The organism is Syntrophorhabdaceae bacterium, assembly GCA_036504895.1.
Taxonomy (GTDB): Bacteria; Desulfobacterota; Syntrophorhabdia; order Syntrophorhabdales; family Syntrophorhabdaceae; genus PNOM01.
Window position 1 is genome coordinate 60,909 of the sequence record DASXUJ010000011.1, and the last position, 16,607, is coordinate 77,515.

At 53.2% G+C, this 16,607-nt stretch carries 13 protein-coding genes and 1 tRNA gene; 2 read left to right on the plus strand and 12 right to left on the minus strand.

What is annotated here, in order from left to right; translation table 11 throughout:
• Window positions 1–45: 45 nt before the first annotated feature.
• The 8 genes from VGJ94_01755 to VGJ94_01790 all read right to left on the minus strand — a co-directional run bounded on the left by VGJ94_01755 (window position 46) and on the right by VGJ94_01790 (window position 10,145).
• Window positions 46–3,252: an MASE3 domain-containing protein gene (locus VGJ94_01755; GenBank protein ID HEY3275318.1), complete on the minus strand. Its 3,207-nt coding sequence runs from the start codon at window positions 3,250–3,252 to the stop codon at window positions 46–48.
• A 143-nt stretch (window positions 3,253–3,395) separates the two neighbouring features.
• Entirely contained in the window at window positions 3,396–3,803 is a 408-nt protein-coding gene (locus VGJ94_01760) for a rhodanese-related (seleno)protein (GenBank protein ID HEY3275319.1), read from the minus strand.
• Window positions 3,804–3,886: 83 nt separating this feature from the next.
• The gene (gene recO, locus VGJ94_01765; GenBank protein ID HEY3275320.1) at window positions 3,887–4,669 is read right to left on the minus strand and encodes a DNA repair protein RecO; all 783 of its coding nucleotides are present in this window, start codon (window positions 4,667–4,669) and stop codon (window positions 3,887–3,889) included.
• A 14-nt stretch (window positions 4,670–4,683) separates the two neighbouring features.
• On the minus strand, window positions 4,684–5,400 hold the full coding sequence (lolA, locus tag VGJ94_01770) for an outer membrane lipoprotein chaperone LolA (GenBank protein ID HEY3275321.1): 717 nt from the start codon (window positions 5,398–5,400) through the stop codon (window positions 4,684–4,686).
• Window positions 5,401–5,438: 38 nt separating this feature from the next.
• A complete protein-coding gene (locus VGJ94_01775) occupies window positions 5,439–7,475 on the minus strand; it encodes a DNA translocase FtsK 4TM domain-containing protein (GenBank protein HEY3275322.1) in 2,037 nt (678 codons plus the stop codon).
• Window positions 7,460–8,167 carry a lysophospholipid acyltransferase family protein gene (locus tag VGJ94_01780; GenBank protein HEY3275323.1) on the minus strand — a complete coding sequence of 236 codons (708 nt, stop codon included), beginning with the start codon at window positions 8,165–8,167 and terminating at the stop codon, window positions 7,460–7,462. Before VGJ94_01780 ends, VGJ94_01775 begins: the two co-directional genes overlap by 16 nt.
• Window positions 8,164–8,940 (minus strand): carbon monoxide dehydrogenase accessory protein CooC, encoded by a 777-nt coding sequence (locus tag VGJ94_01785; protein HEY3275324.1) that lies wholly within the window; start codon window positions 8,938–8,940, stop codon window positions 8,164–8,166. Before VGJ94_01785 ends, VGJ94_01780 begins: the two co-directional genes overlap by 4 nt.
• A gap of 146 nt (window positions 8,941–9,086) precedes the next feature.
• The gene (locus VGJ94_01790) at window positions 9,087–10,145 is read right to left on the minus strand and encodes a potassium channel protein (GenBank protein HEY3275325.1); all 1,059 of its coding nucleotides are present in this window, start codon (window positions 10,143–10,145) and stop codon (window positions 9,087–9,089) included.
• Between the two features lie 216 nt (window positions 10,146–10,361).
• On the opposite strand from VGJ94_01790, the gene VGJ94_01795 reads away from it, so the two are divergent.
• A complete protein-coding gene (locus tag VGJ94_01795) occupies window positions 10,362–11,690 on the plus strand; it encodes a diguanylate cyclase (GenBank protein HEY3275326.1) in 1,329 nt (442 codons plus the stop codon).
• 143 nt (window positions 11,691–11,833) lie between these two features.
• Window positions 11,834–13,744: a molecular chaperone HtpG gene (gene htpG, locus VGJ94_01800; protein HEY3275327.1), complete on the plus strand. Its 1,911-nt coding sequence runs from the start codon at window positions 11,834–11,836 to the stop codon at window positions 13,742–13,744.
• Between the two features lie 255 nt (window positions 13,745–13,999).
• Here the strand turns inward: htpG and VGJ94_01805 are convergent, their stop codons facing one another.
• From VGJ94_01805 to VGJ94_01820, 4 genes are all read right to left on the minus strand, one after another.
• Window positions 14,000–14,185 carry a hypothetical protein gene (locus VGJ94_01805; GenBank protein HEY3275328.1) on the minus strand — a complete coding sequence of 62 codons (186 nt, stop codon included), beginning with the start codon at window positions 14,183–14,185 and terminating at the stop codon, window positions 14,000–14,002.
• A 209-nt stretch (window positions 14,186–14,394) separates the two neighbouring features.
• A tRNA-Arg gene (locus tag VGJ94_01810) sits at window positions 14,395–14,468 on the minus strand.
• 53 nt (window positions 14,469–14,521) lie between these two features.
• Window positions 14,522–15,409 carry a phosphoribosylaminoimidazolesuccinocarboxamide synthase gene (locus VGJ94_01815; protein HEY3275329.1) on the minus strand — a complete coding sequence of 296 codons (888 nt, stop codon included), beginning with the start codon at window positions 15,407–15,409 and terminating at the stop codon, window positions 14,522–14,524.
• 12 nt (window positions 15,410–15,421) lie between these two features.
• Window positions 15,422–16,138: a flavin reductase gene (locus VGJ94_01820; GenBank protein ID HEY3275330.1), complete on the minus strand. Its 717-nt coding sequence runs from the start codon at window positions 16,136–16,138 to the stop codon at window positions 15,422–15,424.
• Window positions 16,139–16,607 lie beyond the last annotated feature (469 nt).

Sequence of the window (16,607 nt, forward strand, 5' to 3'; positions counted from 1 at the left end):
CAACCTGTCGATAGTACGGAGCGGGCCGCAATGGGTGAGATACCCTCACTTATCCAATACTTTACGGATTATTTTGGCAAATTCTCGCTTGTTCGCCGTCTTGCCGATGAACGCTTTGAGGCCTGACTGCCTCACTTTTTCCGCACTTATGGTCTCATTGAGGCCCGAGCACAGTATAATGGGAATCTCGGGCCTTATCGTGAGCATGGCTTCGGAGAGATCCATTCCGGTCATGCCGGGCATGGTATAGTCCGTAATAACGAGGTCGAAACGACCGGGCTCACGCTGGAATATTTCGAGCGCCTCGGCGCTGCTCGTGCATCCCACCACTTCGTATCCGAGCTTCGAGAGACGGCCTGAATTCATCTCCACGAGTATTTCCTCGTCGTCGACAAAAAGGATGCTTTCCTTTCCCCCTTGCAGTTGCGAGGCCCTGCACGGCTCACCTGGTGAGACGCCCGCCTCTTTAGGCAAATACACATGGAACACCGATCCCCTGCCCGGTTCACTGTACACCCCGACCTGGCCGCCATGGCTCTTTACGATACCGTGGACTACGGAAAGCCCGAGACCCGTCCCCTCACCCGGCGCTTTGGTCGTAAAGAAAGGATCGAAGATCTTGTCCCGGTTTTCCGGCGAGATCCCGCACCCCGAGTCCCTTACGGAAAGCCTGATGTAGGGGCCCGGCTTCATTCCCGGATAAGGCGAGGGTTCATCCCCGGAAATATCGAGCTCCTCGATGCTCACTTCAAGCACCCCGCCTTTATCCCTCATCGCGTGTGCCCCATTGGTACAGAGGTTCATGAATACCTGGTGAATCTGCACCGGGTCGGCGAATATCCGGTCCCCGCCGCTCATGAATCTCTTTTTGATCTCTATGGTAGAGGGGAAAGCGGGCCGCAGAAGTTTCAACGCTTCTTCCACAATATCCGACAGCTCCACCGACTTTCTCTCCTGCTCGGTCTGGCGGCTGAAGGCGAGGATTTGCCGCACCAGATCGCGGCCCCTCATGGCGCTTCGCAACACGAGGCTTAATCTGCGATGCACAGGACTTGCGGAGGATGTGTCATCAATCGCCATCTCGGTAAAACCGATGATACCTGCGAGAATATTGTTGAAATCATGGGCGATGCCCCCAGCCAGTGTACCGATGGCCTCCATCTTCTGGGCCTGTCTCAGCCGGTCTTCCACGCCCTTGCGCTCCTCTATCTCAGCCCGCAAGGAATCATATGCACGCCTTAGCTCCGTGGTCCTCTCCTTCACCTGCTTTTCGAGATCGTCCCGTGCCCTTTTCATGGCTTCTTCCGCCTCTTTACGCCCGGTGATGTCAAGCACGGTGCCGAGGAAGCGAAGGGCATTCTCCTTGCCGTTTATGGACCCGAAATAGACCCTCCCCGCGGCCACGACCCAGCGCTCTTCCCCGTCCGGTCTTCTCAGGCGGTATTCAGTGCCAAAAGAACCATTCCCCGAGGGATTGAGGGCGCACCGCACTTCCTCGTCGACCCGGTCACGGTCGTCAGGGTGAAGAAGGTCGAGGAAGAGTTGATAATCAACACGAGAAGCCCCGGGCACCCCGAAAATAGCGTTGCACCGCTCCGATGACTTCATATCTCCTGTCAGGGGATCGAAATCCCAGGTTCCCAGCTCGGCTGATTCAACGGCAACGCGAAGCCGATCCTCGCTTTCCCTCAGCTCCTGCTGTGCTTTCCGTTTCGAGGTAACGTCATGAAAGACGATCACCGCTCCAATGATAGCGCCGCTCTCATCCTTTATCGGCGCCGCGCTATCCTCGATAGGGATCACTCGCCCCTCCCGGCTCACAAGTGCCGTGTGATTGGCGAGGCTGATAATCTTTCCCTCCCGGAAGACTTCCTCCACAATATCCTCCGATGGATCGCCTGTTTTTTCGTGTATGATCCGGAATACCCCTTGTACCCCATGTCCGAATGCCTCACTAAGGCTCCAACCGGTCAGCTCTTCGGCAGCCGGGTTGATAAAAGTCACCTTGCCGGCCCTGTCCGCAGCGATGACCGCATCCCCTATACTCGTGAGGGTAACCCGCAGCCATTCCCGCTGGCGTGCCAGCTCCACCTCTGCTTCCCTGCGCTCCGTTACATCCCGGAACACCACTTGGACGCCCGGGCCTTCGACATCGAGGAAGGGACTTGCAGCGACTTCGACGCTCCTTATCGACCCGTCGAGGCGGACGATCTTTCCATCTGTAAGGGGAATCATTTCGCCCTTCTGAAGGAGCCGGCCGAGCTCTCTCATTACATGATGATAGTCGGAATGGAACAGCTCGTAAGGCGACCTGCCGAGAATCTCCGCCGCCTGTGCGGCACCGAATGCCCTTACCGCTGCCTGGTTCACGAAAATTACCCGTTCATTGCGATTCACGAATACCGCATCGGGCGAGAGTTCCACCAGTCCCCGATAGCGCTCCTCGCTCTTTTTTAAGGCTTCTTCACTCTGCTTCAGATTCCTGAAGAGCAGGTCGTAGGGGCGAGAAAGGCCTGTCTCGATAATGGCCTTATAAATAAGACAAAAAGCGAATATTTTGAGGAAATGGCCCACGAGGTTGGAGAGGCCGTACACGCTCACGTAAAAGGTGAAGGCGAGCTCCGAAAGTATCGTGAGGCCCACGGACCAGACAACCCACCGGAACACCAGGGGGTGAAAACTCCGACGGTTCCTGTAGAGCATTATAATCGAGCCGACAAGAATTGCGGATATGACGTACTCACTCGCCTTCTTGAAAGGCGTGAGCCCCGAACCCGCAATGAAGCAATCCGGGAAGAGAGGGCGCCAGATAATGAATGCCAGAACAAGCGCAACAGCTGTCGCATAGGAGGCTACCACGGCGGGGGGCTTCAGTCTTCTCCTTATAAACAAAGGAGCGAGAAGGAGGGAGAGGGCCTGCATATAGCGGGCGGCGATCCAAAGCTGGGTGGCAGCATTCCCCTCATCCACGAAAAATATACCCATTCCCCGGTAGCAGAGGGAGTGGAAGAGGTCCAGAACTGCCACGAAAAGATAGGCGATGCCGAGGAAAAGAAGATAATTATTATCCATGAACCGCCTGGAGTTCCAGGCGAGCATAAAAATGCTGACGGCGATGAGGATGGAGAAACCTTCGGCCAGGCTATGAAAAAGGAGGTAGCTGCGCAGGCTCGAGAGCCACAACACCGCCACCAAAGCCACGGCTATTAAAAGGGAGGCAACTTTTTGAATTGGAGATATCGATTTTTCCATTATGAGCAGGACCTGATCCTGGTCATGGCAGGGCCTATTTTTCGTTTTAATCTTATTGCATCAAGACCCGCTCGACCGGTGCCACTTTTGCCTTTACTATATCAAAAATGAGCGCCATGCGCAAGAAACCCGGGGGGCAGGAGCTACCTCTTTCCTTTCCGCTCCACGGGATAGCCAGCCCTGATCCATGCGTCCCATCCCCCGGTGAGGGCAAACACCTTCACGTACCCTTTTTCCATGAAATCCTGCGCCATACTGGCGCTGGTCGCTTCATTCGGTCAAGTGCAGTAAAAGACGTAAGTCTTCTCTTTCGGGTATTTGCCGATCCAGGATTCCACATCCATCGGGTCCTCCCTGACGGCGCCTTTAATCTTATCCCTGCTTAAATTCCATGCATGAGGAGACCGCACATCGATAATCACCAGGTCGGCATTTCCAAGCCGTTCCTTCAACTCCGGGGGAGTCATTTTCAATATGCCTTCCGCCGAAAGGGCTGTGCCCATTAATAGGATCGTCACCGCAACGCAGACTGAAACCTTAATTCTCCCCATCCATGCCTCCTCGCGAAAAGAAGATAAGATCCCTATCCTGGAGAATTTAGTCATCCGGGAAAGGTGTTGTAAATGGGCTTGAATTAAGGCTGCCACAGGAGGGTTTTTAAAATTCTATAGGATTTCAGCTCCACCTCGAGATGGAAAGATATGAATCCCTCCATGATCTCCCTCGCCTCCCCTTCGAATCTCTTCATGTCCGATACGTAAGACATCGGGGAATCACAGACTGTCTGAGGGGCCGCAAAATCGTGACCTACTATGGAGACCAGTCTCGATATGGTTCCCTCGCCATAGACCCTGTGGGGCACGGACCTCATGCAGGCGGGACAGAGGACGCCCCCTCTCTGCCTGGAAAAATAACGCTTCACTTCATCGGCCACACTTTTTCCGCAATAGACGCAGTGGCGGAAGTTGGGCATATATCCCAGAACATCGAGCATCTTCAATTGGTAATAGAGAATATCCCCATAGGAGAGTTCCCGCACCCTGGCCGTCTCCAGTATCTCCTTGAGGGTGTAAAAAAGGGCCTTATTCTTTTCCCTCTCCCTGCTGAGCCTGTCCGAAAATTCGGTAAAGAAGCTTGCCGTGCAGGCCCTCTTCAGGCTTACCTCGATTCCCTGGTTCGTGGCCACTATGTCCGCATTGTCTATTCTTACCAGACCGGAGCCCGATTTTTCGAAATACTCGACCTTTATATGGTTGAAAGGTTCAAGGGTATTACTGAACCGCTTCCGGCTCTTGCTCGCCCCTTTCGCAATAGCCCCTATTTTGCCCGACTCCAGGGTCAGGAGCCTTACGATCCGGTCCGATTCCCCGTAGGCCCTCTTGGACAGTACGATCGCCTCATCCTTATGAAGCCCCATAGATTCTCCCTCGATTACCTCTCAATAATCTCGATCCCTTTTTCGGGCTTGAAGGCGAACCTGTTGTCGTCGATGGACTGATTTATCCTTATGGCGGAAAATTCTATCGAGTTGGTATTGCCCGTGAACTCGAGGATCTCTATCTTCTTTACCCTGTACTGTTTGTCTATCCATATTTTCGCCGAAGTGACGGATCCCTCTTTCTTCGGGACCAACTCGAGGACATCGAGGTCTCCCGACTTTGTCTGTTGTTTCAGGGTAAAAAGGTCGTCGATCTTGGCGATATCCTCTATTAGATCCAGGAAGGTGCCGCCCGTCTTCTCCTTCCGTATCTTCTCCTTTATGACAAAGGGTTTATCCTCGTCCGCCTGCCATATGCTCTTCCCGTCATAGAGAAAAGTTTTGCTCTTGGGCGTCCTGTACTTCCACAGAAAACCCCTGTTCCTCTTATAGAAGAATTCCCCGTCCGAATCGCGCTCCTTCTTGAGGGTCGCGATCACGACCTTCTGGTGAAACCGTGCCTCGAGGGTCTGGATCGCGGAATAGGTCTTCTTGATCCCTTCGAAAGCCGATGGGCCGGCATTATTCGCCCTCCCCTCTTCTGCCTGGACCCTGACTGCTCCTGTTGTCTGAGCATACGCGGAACCGGCACAGACCATGCATACCCCAAAGGCAAGAAGTGCGAGCAACACCGCGGATGAGCCATTTTTCATGAGATTATTGCCTTTCATTGCTTTATCGTCCTTTCACCAGAGTCACGGACCAGGGCTCACTTCCTCCTCAGAACCTCTCTCGGCTTCACTCCGTCGGAAGGTCCCACCACCTCGTCGCGCTCCATCCTCTCTATTATTCTCGCTGCCCTGTTATACCCGATCCGGAACCTTCTCTGGACCATGCTGATCGAGGCCTCCCCTTTATCGACGACGAACTCGACCGCTTCCTGGTACTTCTCGTCATCCATCTCTTCCCGGGCCTCTTCCTCTTCCTTCTCTTCCAGTATTTCGCTCTGATACGAGGGCGCCCCCTGCTGTTTCAGGAAATCGACGATCCTCTTTATCTCGCCCTCCGATACGTAGGGTCCGTGAAGTCTCTGGAGCCTGCCCACGCCGGGACTCAGAAAGAGCATGTCGCCGTATCCGAGGAGGGCCTCCGCCCCGTTCGTATCGAGGATGGTGCGGGAATCGACTTTTGAGAAGACTTTACATGCGACCCTGGCAGGAAAGTTCGCCTTGATGATGCCGGTCAGTACGTCCACCGACGGGCGCTGGGTGGCGAGAATGAGGTGGATTCCCGAGGCCCTGGCCATCTGGGCGAGGCGGGCGATATATTCCTCCACCTCTTTAGGGGAGACCATCATGAGGTCCGCAAGCTCGTCTATGACCACCACTATATAGGGGATGGTCTCCTGCTCCTGCTTCGCCATCTTCTGATTATATTTCTCGATGCTTCGTACACCTTTTTCCGCCATCATGGAATAGCGCCGCTCCATCTCCTCCGTCATCCACCTCAGCGCCGTTTTCGCGTTCTTCGCATTGGTCACCACAGGCAACAGGAGATGGGGGATGCCTTCATAAAAGGAGAGCTCGAGCATCTTGAGGTCGATCATCAGGAATTTCACGTTCAGGGGGGTCGCCTTCAGGAGCATGCTGCAGATCATGCTGTTCAGGGAGACGCTTTTGCCCGAGCCCGTGGCGCCCGCCACGAGAAGGTGGGGCATTTTGGTAAGGTCCGCCACATAGGGCTCCCCGGAGATGCTTTTCCCTATGGCGAGAGTGAGATAGGATTGGGACGAGGCAAACACCTCAGATTCCATGATCTCCCTGAAGTAGACGGTCTGACGCGCCTTGTTCGGAATCTCGATGCCCACCACCGATTTTCCCGGGATAGGGGCGATGATCCGTATGGAGACGGCGGACAGCGCCATGGCGAGGTCGTCCGCCAGGTTCGATATCCTGCTTACCTTGATGCCCGGGGCAGGCTCGAATTCGTACATGGTGATGACCGGTCCGGGCCGTACTTCCGAGACCTTACCGTCTATTCCGTAATCTTTGAGCTTCTTTTCGAGTATCTGGGCATTGTACTGGATACTCTCCTTATCGATCTTCACCTCTTTTCTCTCCACGGGGTCGAGGAGGGTGAGGGAGGGGAGCTTGTAGGGACCCATCTCCTGAAAGAATTCGAAGGACTCCTGGACGGGCTTCTTCTCTTTCTTAGGCGGCGGCTCGGCCTTTTTCTCCTCCGTCTCGGTGACCTTTATCTCCTTCCTGCGCTCGAGGGGCTTCATCCTCGCCAGGTTCTTCTCGATGATCGAGAGGATAGGCGCGCGGATGATGAGGAAGAGGGAGATAAGCAGGAGGACCACCGATATAAGGACGCTGCCGAAGAAACTGAAGAGGGCGAAGAACGTCCTCTCGAGCAGCGACCCCAAAAAGCCCGAAAAAGGCATGGCCACGCCCGACAGGGTGATCTTTCCCACCATTACCTGAAGGAGCGAGGAAAGGGAGAGGAAGAAGAGGACCAATCCGGAGATAAGGAGGAGCGGATGGGGGGGCTCTTTCTTCCTGATGTAGAAGACGGAAAAGAGCAGCACGAAGGCGATGATGAGGTAGCTCATCATGCCGAAGATCTGCACGAAGATGTCGGATATATAAGAGCCCACCTTGCCGCAGAGGTTCTTTGCCGCCCCCTCGGTGATCGTGTTGAAAGAAGGGTCGAAGGGATGGTAGGTGAGGAGACTCACGAAAAGAAAAAGGAAGAGTCCCGCGAGGCCGACGCCCAACATCTCCTTTTTCAGGTCTCCCGACATGTCATCAACCCCTCGATGCGGTCTCTCACTTCGCTCATGAGCCTGGCTTTCTCTGCGCTGCCTTTGCTTCCCACCTCTACGGGCTCCCCGATATTGATATATACTATCCCTTTTTCTTTGGGAATAAAACTGCCTTTCGGCTGAAGGCGGCTCGTGCCCTCGATGCCGACGGGCACTATCGGCACCCGCGCCCTCTGGGCCAGGTTGAACACCCCCTGTTTGAATGGGAGCAGCTGCCCATCCTCGCTTCTCGTGCCCTCGGGGAAGATGATGATCACCATGCCTTGTCTGATCTTCCGGCCCGCGTCGTCGATGGCCTTGAGCGCCTCCCTCGGGTTCTCCCTGTCGATGGATATATAACCCGCCCTTGTCATAGCCCAGCCGATAAAGGGGATGCGGAAAAGCTCCCTCTTTGCCAGCCATTTGAAGGCCAGGGGAAGGCCCGCAATCAGGGTGTAGATATCCAGGGCGCTCTGGTGGTTGCACATAAAAATGAAGGGGGGAGTCGGGATATTTTCGAGACCCCTGACAGTAATCCGGACGCCCCAGACTGAAAGGAGGGATTTCGCCCAGAAACGGGAAATGGCGTGCACTCCCTTTTTATCCTTATCGAAAAAGGATACTATGAGGCTCAGGCTTGAGAGGATGATGGTGGAGCCGACGATGTAGAAGAAAGAGAAGGCCCTCCTCATTTCATATCGTCTCGAAGGGCGCGGATGATCTCTTCAACCTCTTCCTTTATTTTTTCGTCCATGTCGTAAGGCGACACATTACGCCTGTCCGCTTCCATTATTTTTTTATTGTACCCGATGAAACCGAGAAGGGGAAGATCCACGAGATGGGTCTTTATCAGGGCAAGCTCCTCGAGGTCTGCAACCTTGTTCGCCACCCCATAGACGCGGGGAATGGAGAGGTCGGCGGCGAGCTTACTCACCTGCCGCGCGGTCTGGAAGCTCCTCTGTCCCGGCTCGACAACCACGATGAGGGCGTCGATATATGCGGTGCTTCCCCTTCCGAGATGCTCGAGGCCTGCTTCCATATCGACGATCACATATTCGTCCCGCTCTATGAGCACGTGGGAGAGGAGGCTCTTCAGAAGCACATTCTCCGCGCAGAAGCAGCCGCCCCCGCCCTGGGGGATGTTCCCCAGGATCACGAGCTTTATGCCGTCTTTTTCGATGGCAAATTTTTCGGGAATATCATCGACTTTCGGGTTGAGCCTGAAGAATGAGCCCATTTCGCCCTTCCTGGCCCCCGTACGCTCCTCGATGAATTCGGTCATCTCGGCGAGAGGCTTCACGCCCTCGAGCTTCTTCCCGTCGACGCCGATGGCGCTCGCGAGGTTCGCATCCGGGTCGGCGTCAACGGCAAGCACCTTATGACCCTTGTCGGCGAGGCATCTCGCCATGACCCCGGCCAGCGTTGTCTTGCCCACCCCTCCTTTTCCCGATATGGCTATTTTCATATAATTTTCCCGTAAAAACGTAGCATTTCCGGCCCTTCATGTCAATCCGTCGGAGGGGAAAAGAGGCATCCCCTCTTTCGGAACTGATGCAGACCGCGGGGTCGACCCGGCGGTCCTTCACACGACTCATTTTGGCATATGAAAGATCAGGCGCCCTCTATCGATTGTCTTTTCTCATTTTGCGCTGAAAGCAGGGTCTCCAGAAGCTCACGCTGCTCAGGGGTGGTTAAGACGAGCAGGTGCATTCCGCTTCTGAGCACCGTATCAGGATAGGGATTGTAGATCCATTCCCCGTCTGCCGTCCTCGCGGAGATGAGGAGCGTATTCCCCAAGTCCTTGAAATCGATCACCCCCACGGGTTTGCCGATATAGGCGGAATGGGGCGGGACATGGACCTCTTCCACCCTGAGGGGAGAGTCCGTCTCCCGAAGGAGCTTATCGAGAAAGGAGGTGACGTTGGGCCTGATCATTTCCGATGCCATGCGCAAGCCCCCGATGTAATTGAGGGCCACTACCCCGTCCGCGCCGGCCCGTTTGATCTTGTCGATGTTCTTCGTGTCGTTGCACCGGGAGATGACCCGGAGCGACGGGTTAAGCTGCTTTGCGGTAAGGGCGATGACGATATTGTCATTATCCGAATTGGTGGTCGCGAAAAGCCCCTTTGCCCGATGGACCATGGCATTATCAAGTATCTCGTTCTCGGTGGCATCGCCGGTCATGACGTCCACATTGATATTCTGGGCCTTCAGGGATTCCATCACCTGCTCGTCCATATCGATAGCGACCACGTGCCGCTTCGTCTGATAGAGCTCCTTCACGATATAGAGTCCCACCATACCGATGCCGCAGACGATGTAATGATTCTTCATCCTCTCTATCCTTTTCTCCATATTTCTCCTCCTGAAGACCCTCCGCAGTTCCCCGCCGATTATGTAAGCGGCCAGAGAGGTAAAAAGGTACGCCACCGTGCCAGCCCCGGCAAAGATAAAAAGTATGGCGAAAAGCTTGCCCCAGGGCTTGTCGTCAAGGCCGATCACATCCCCGTATCCCACGGTGGAAATGGTAATCGCCGTCATGTAAAGGGCATCGAGAAAAGAAGTCCTGCTCCCCCCGATAATCTTGAACCCGATGGTCCCGATCAAAACGATCGCGATGATCAGCAGGATTATGTGCTGGAATCTCCTGGGAATGCCCTTGAGGTACATAGGTACCTATTATAGCACGTATGAGTAGGAGGAATCATTGGGAATGAAAGGGTTTTTCAGATTTGGCAAAATCCTTCTTTTTCACTCTAAGTCATTGGCGATAATAATCTATTGACTTTATAGAGATTATCGTCGAAAATTATGTATCGGATACAATCCCTCCGCAGTACGGCAATAAAAACATGGAGATATCGGCCGGGGGGAAGGGCGATTATCATGATGCCGGATTCTACTCTAACCTTCACATTGCCCGGACCTCTCAAGGATGACGAAGGCGGGGCTCCCAAGACGCGGGACTGTATTGTCCTTATGGCGGGCGAACGTGCCCTCCACGTAGACGACAGCTTTGCGCGGGTCTTCGGCTATGACGACCCTGCGGAGATCCGGGAAAATCCGTTTTCCATCCTGGTGCATCCCGATGACAGGGAGCGGGTGGAAGAGATCACTACGCAACATCTCCAGGGACAAAAGACGCCGCATCATTACGAGTTCAGAGGCCTGCGCAAGGACGGCCGGGTGATTTTTATAGAGGCCTCGGCCGCACTTCTGGAATATGGCGGCCATATCCTGAACCTCCTGCACCTGACGGACGTGACGGACAGGGGACCACGGGAAAAAGAGCTCCTGGAGAGGGAAGAAAAGTACCGTGCTCTTTTCGAGAACTCCCTTGACCCGATCTATATCTCAAAGAGAGACGGGCGCCTCATCGACGTGAACCGGGCGTTTCTCGACCTCTTCGGGTATACGCGGGAGGAAGCGCTCACCCTCAACGCAAAAAAGACGTTCGGCAGCCGGGACCGGCAGCGGTTCCGGGAGACCATGCGCAGAAGCGGCTATCTCAAGGATTTCGCCGTGACCCTGAAACGAAAAGACGGGACCGTAATGGAATGTCTCCTCTCCCTGAACCCCATCCATGAAGAGGGGGGCAGGATCTCAGGGTTCCAGGGCACGGTCCGGGATATCACCGCCATCAAGAAAGCACAGGAAGATGTCCGTTATATGGCCTACCACGACAGCCTTACGGGCCTCCCGAACAGGCTGCTCTTTACCGACCGCCTCGAAATGGCGATTGTCAATGCGGCGAGGCATTCACGCCATATCGCGGTGATGATGCTCGACCTGGACATGTTTAAAGACGTGAACGACACCTACGGCCACGACAGGGGCGACAAACTGCTCAGGGCTGTGGCGGACCGGCTTCAGGAAACGGTACGGAAGAGCGACACCGTATCGAGAATGGGGGGCGACGAATTCCTCCTCGTCCTGCCCGAGATAAGCGAAGTGGCCGATACGTTCGTGGTAGGCGAGAAGATAATGCACGCCTTTCGGAGGGCTTTCACCGTGAGCGACCTGCAGCTTTTCGTCACGTGCAGCGTGGGTATCGCCATTTACCCGGACCATGGCTCTGATGGGGAGACGCTCATCCGTTGCGCGGATGCGGCCATGTACGATATCAAGCGGGACGGAGGAAACAGCTACCGTCTGGGGCGCCGGGAAGGGGCAGGGGAGACCGCCCCCGAAACCGGCTTCGGTCTTGATTTTTAGCGCTCCATGTATTATTAATAAATCTAACATCTTTGCTCTTTTTTGAGCGCCAACAAAAGTACAATAGAATGGACGGACCCCGGGCGGCCACAGGACCGCGGGTACATATCCGTTCAAAATATCGAGTAATGGGGTGATCGATTATGTCTCAGGAAAAATTTGAATTTAAAACGGAAGTAAAACAGCTCCTCGACCTTATGGTCCACTCCCTCTATTCACACAAAGAGGTCTTTCTGAGGGAGCTCATCTCGAACGCGTCGGATGCCATCGACAGGGCGCGTTATGAATCCCTCCAGGACAGCGCGGTCCACGAAAACGAGACCGGCTGGAAGATCAAGATATCGACCGACAAAGAAGGGGCCACGCTTACCGTAAGCGATAACGGCCTGGGCATGACGAAGGAGGAGACCATCGCGGCCCTCGGGACCATTGCCCATTCAGGGACAAAGGAGTTCCTTCAGGCCCTCCAGAGTAAAGCGGTGAAAGATAATCCGGAACTCATAGGACAGTTCGGCGTGGGCTTTTATTCTTCCTTCATGGTTGCGGACAGGATCACCGTGGTTTCCCGAAAGGCCGGCCAGGGGTCGAAGGCGGCGGTCAGGTGGGAATCGACGGGGGACGGCACCTACACGGTCGAGGATACGGAAAAAGAGGGAAAGGGCACGGACGTGACCCTTCACCTCAAGGAAGAGGGAAAGGAGTATCTCGACCAGTGGCAGATCCGGGAAGTAGTGAGGAAATACTCCGACTTTATCGAGCATCCCGTGGTGATGGACGTGGAGAAGGAAGAGCCGAGCGCTCTCGAAGAGGGCAAAAAGGTAAAGGTGACCACTGAGGAGACCCTCAACTCCATGAAGGCCATCTGGCTCAGAGACAAATCGGCCGTGTCGGATGAGGAGTACAAGGAGTTCTACAAGCACCTGTCCCACGACTTTTCCGACCCCTTAAAAATCATCCATTATAAAGCGGAAGGGACCACCGAATTCAACGCACTCCTTTACCTTCCCGCCCGGGCGCCTTTCAACATCCTTTATAAGGACTACAAGGTGGGACCTACCCTTTACGTGAAGAGAGTCCAGATCATGGACCATTGCGAAGACCTGATCCCTCCCTACCTCCGTTTCGTGCGGGGAGTCGTCGATTCCGCGGACCTGCCGCTCAATGTGTCGCGAGAGATACTCCAGAACAACAAGCTCGTGGAGATCATACGGACGAGCATCATCAAGAAAGTGCTCGAAACACTGACTGAAATGAAGAAGGATGATTACGGCGCCTACCGGGAATTTTATGAGGAATTCGGCCGCATTCTCAAAGAGGGCATCCATTACGATTTTCAAAGAAAAGAAGCCATAGCAGACCTCCTCCTCTTTCCTTCGACAAAGACGGAAGAGCACAAATTCACTACCCTTCAGGATTATGTGGATAATATGAAGCCGGAGCAGGAGGCGATCTACTATATCACGGGCACCTCGCTTAAAGATGCGCTGAAGTCGCCCTATTTGGAAGCCTTCAGAGGGAAGGAGTATGAAGTGCTCGTCTTCCTCGATGAGATCGACGATTTCGTCATGGCCACCCTCGAATTCAAGGGAAAGAAGCTGCAGTCGGTGCTGAGGGGAAATATCGACCTCGACAAGGATGTATCCAAGAAAGTCGAGAAGAGGCAGGAGGAGAAGAAATACAAGGAGCTTCTCGACCTTATAAAAGACAGACTGAAAGAAGAGGTGAAGGACGTGCGCTTCTCCGGCAGGCTTACCGATTCTCCGTGTTGTCTCGTGGGCGACGAGGACGATATCGACCCCCAGATGGAGAAACTCCTCAAGGCAATGGGGCAGTCCATTCCCGAGAACAAGAAGACTCTCGAAATAAACCCGAACCATCCCTTGCTCACTGCAATGAACGAGCTGTTCGAAAAGGATAAGGAAAGCGATCTCCTGAAAGATTATGTGGATCTTCTCTACGACCAGGCCCTGGTGCTCAAAGGGTCGCTGCCCAAAGACCCCGTCAATTTTTCCAAGGTCATCGCCCGCCTCATGGTGGAAGGGGCCGCAAAATAGTCAACGAAAGTGACACACGCCTAAGGGGCCTCGAGCCCGTTGCCCCTTAGGCGCACACCATTTGTATGATCCTGTATAATTCCGGAATTCGGAAGCTGAAATCGCGAGTGCCCACCGACCGAGGCACGAGGCTGGTTATCCTGATTTAAAGATCGTTTCGAAATTAATCCTCTTCTGGGTGCCTCGACAGGGCTCCTTTGAAAAAGGCGCTCCCCCAAAATATCCCCCACAGCCGAAGAACCTTAAAGGCAATTTTTATTTGTATCGTAGAACCACGGCCGCCGAAGAAACTACAATGCTTCCGTCATGCAGGACAAATTCCCAAAATGGATGTCCTTCGTCAGGAAAACGAATCTCGTCAATTTCGGGACCGTTATATGCCTCCCCATCAATTGACAGATAAATAATTTCTCTTCCCTCACTTCCCGCAATCTTGGTCATTTCCCTCTCCTTCTCAAGTTTGCCACACCTTGACAGATATTCTATACCGGTCATTATGGAAATGTAATTAAATAATCATAAAAACAATATGGCAGTTTGTTATGCTGGATCGGTTGGCAGGTATCCGATGGATATTGGTGAGTGGATGGGGGGATTTCCCCAAAAAACTCCCCATCCACATTTTTCAACCTAAAACCAGAATAAAGAAATGCCCCCGGCATGACTCGAACATGCGGCACATGGTTTAGGAAACCATTGCTCTATCCGCCTGAGCTACGGGGGCCAATGTTAATGATTATAGAGGATTCCGGACCCTATTTCAACAGGAATGTCGGCTTAGACTCCCTCTCCTGCCAATATTTGCAGTATCTCGATATATCTTGCCCTTGTCTTCCGGGCTATATCCTCCGGTAATTCCGGTCCGGGATACTGTTTGTTCCAGTCAAGGGTATCGAGGTAGTCCCGTACGATCTGCTTATCATAACTATCCTGTCCCTGTCCCGGCACGTAATTTTCTTTCGACCAGAATCTCGATGAATCGGGAGTCAAAACTTCATCTATCAGGATAATTTTACCATTCAAAAGACCGAATTCTAACTTTGTATCGGCTACGATTATTCCCTTGCTTTCAGCTATTGTGCGGGCCCGTTCGTAGATTCCGATGCTCAGGTCTCTTAAAGCCATGGCCGACCCTTCCCCTATCAGATCACATGTTTCTTCAAAGGATATATTTAAATCGTGACCCTCTTCGGCCTTGGTCGTGGGGGTAAAAATGGCGGTCTCGAGCCTCGATGACTCCACCAACCCCTTGGGCAGTTTGATACCGCAGACGCTGCCGGTCTCGGAATATTCTTTCCATCCCGATCCGGCGAGGTAGCCCCTTACCACACATTCCACGGGGAAAGGCTTCGCCTTCCGCACGATCATGCTTCTATCCCTGAGAAAGCTCTCATGTTGCCGGACCTTCTGCGGATAGCGGGCTACATCGGTCTCTATCATGTGATTGGGTACCAGGCTCTCCATCTCATGGAACCAAAACACCGACAGTTTGGTCAGGACCTTTCCTTTATCTTCTATTCCCGTAGGCAGGACGACATCAAAGGCGGAAAGGCGGTCCGTGGCGATGATAAGAAGCCTGTCGCCAAGGTCGTATATATCCCTTACTTTTCCTTTCTTAGGTGTGCCGATGTCGGTAAAATCGGTGTGCAACAAAGCCTTGTCCATTATATCATCACCTCACATTACTTTCTCGAATTCAGATTTCGGGGCGCCGCACAGAGGGCACAGCCACGAGTCGGGAAGATCTTCGAAGGCGGTACCCGGAGCAATACCATTATCCGGGTCGCCTGCCGCGGGATCGTACACGTAGCCGCATATCGTGCACCGGTAAGAAGACGGGGAAAGGTTCTTCTCTGTTTTTTGGGGTGCGCCGGCGCCGGCGGTTTTCTCCTGATCCACGTAGGTAGGCGCGGTTTTGGGAGACTTCCCGCCCTTAACCTGACGGTAGAAGGCATAGGTCATAGGCTCGGCGTCATTCAGTGTTTCACAATCAGTTATTTGTCCTATGAAGATCGTGTGGGTCCCCACATCCGTCGAACCGATGACTTTACATTCCATGTAGCCTGTCGAGTTCTCCAATACGATAGGTGCGCCGGTAGTGCCCACTTTAAATTTCACATTATCGAACTTATTGACATCTTTTCCAGTCTTAAAACCGAATTGTCCGATAAAAGTCATTGGGGCCTCTTTGGACAGGGTGGAAATGGAAAAAACCCCGCTCTCCTTAATGTATTCATGGGTTAAATTCTCTTTATTGATGCTCACCGCCACGGTCGGCGGCTCCGATGTTATCTGAAACACGGTATTTGCAATCTGGCCGTTGAACCTGCCATTTTTTGCGGAACTGATCACATAAAGACCATAACAAATCTGCTGTATCGCTTTGACGTCCATTTCCATGCACCTCCCTCGAACTCATGCCTCTTTTTTCTTTTCTTCCTGAACTGAGGTTGACTATATTAACCTTTTCATGAAGGGCTTTCCAGCGAAAAATCTCACGAGGGGCCATGGGGTGATCTATTCATATCCATGACAAAACTGTCCAATTAAAATGCTCCTACGCTATATATTACTTTTTTTGTACTGTATTTGCCCCTGTGTAGGGATACTTGACGCCCTTTTGTCATTTTTAGTGTCATCATATACTTGACTCTTCTAGTAATCAATCTTATACTAAACTGTAGTCAAAAACCACTGCATCCAGTCAGAGAGGGGGGTTTATAGTGACGAATCGAATTACGATAAGACCACTTTCGACAGCTCTTGTAAAGCAAGACAGCTCTTGCCGCACAAGACGGGTGTCTTTGTTCGTAAGACGATTACAACACAATATACAGAATAGCTACAACATGGGTGTGCTTTA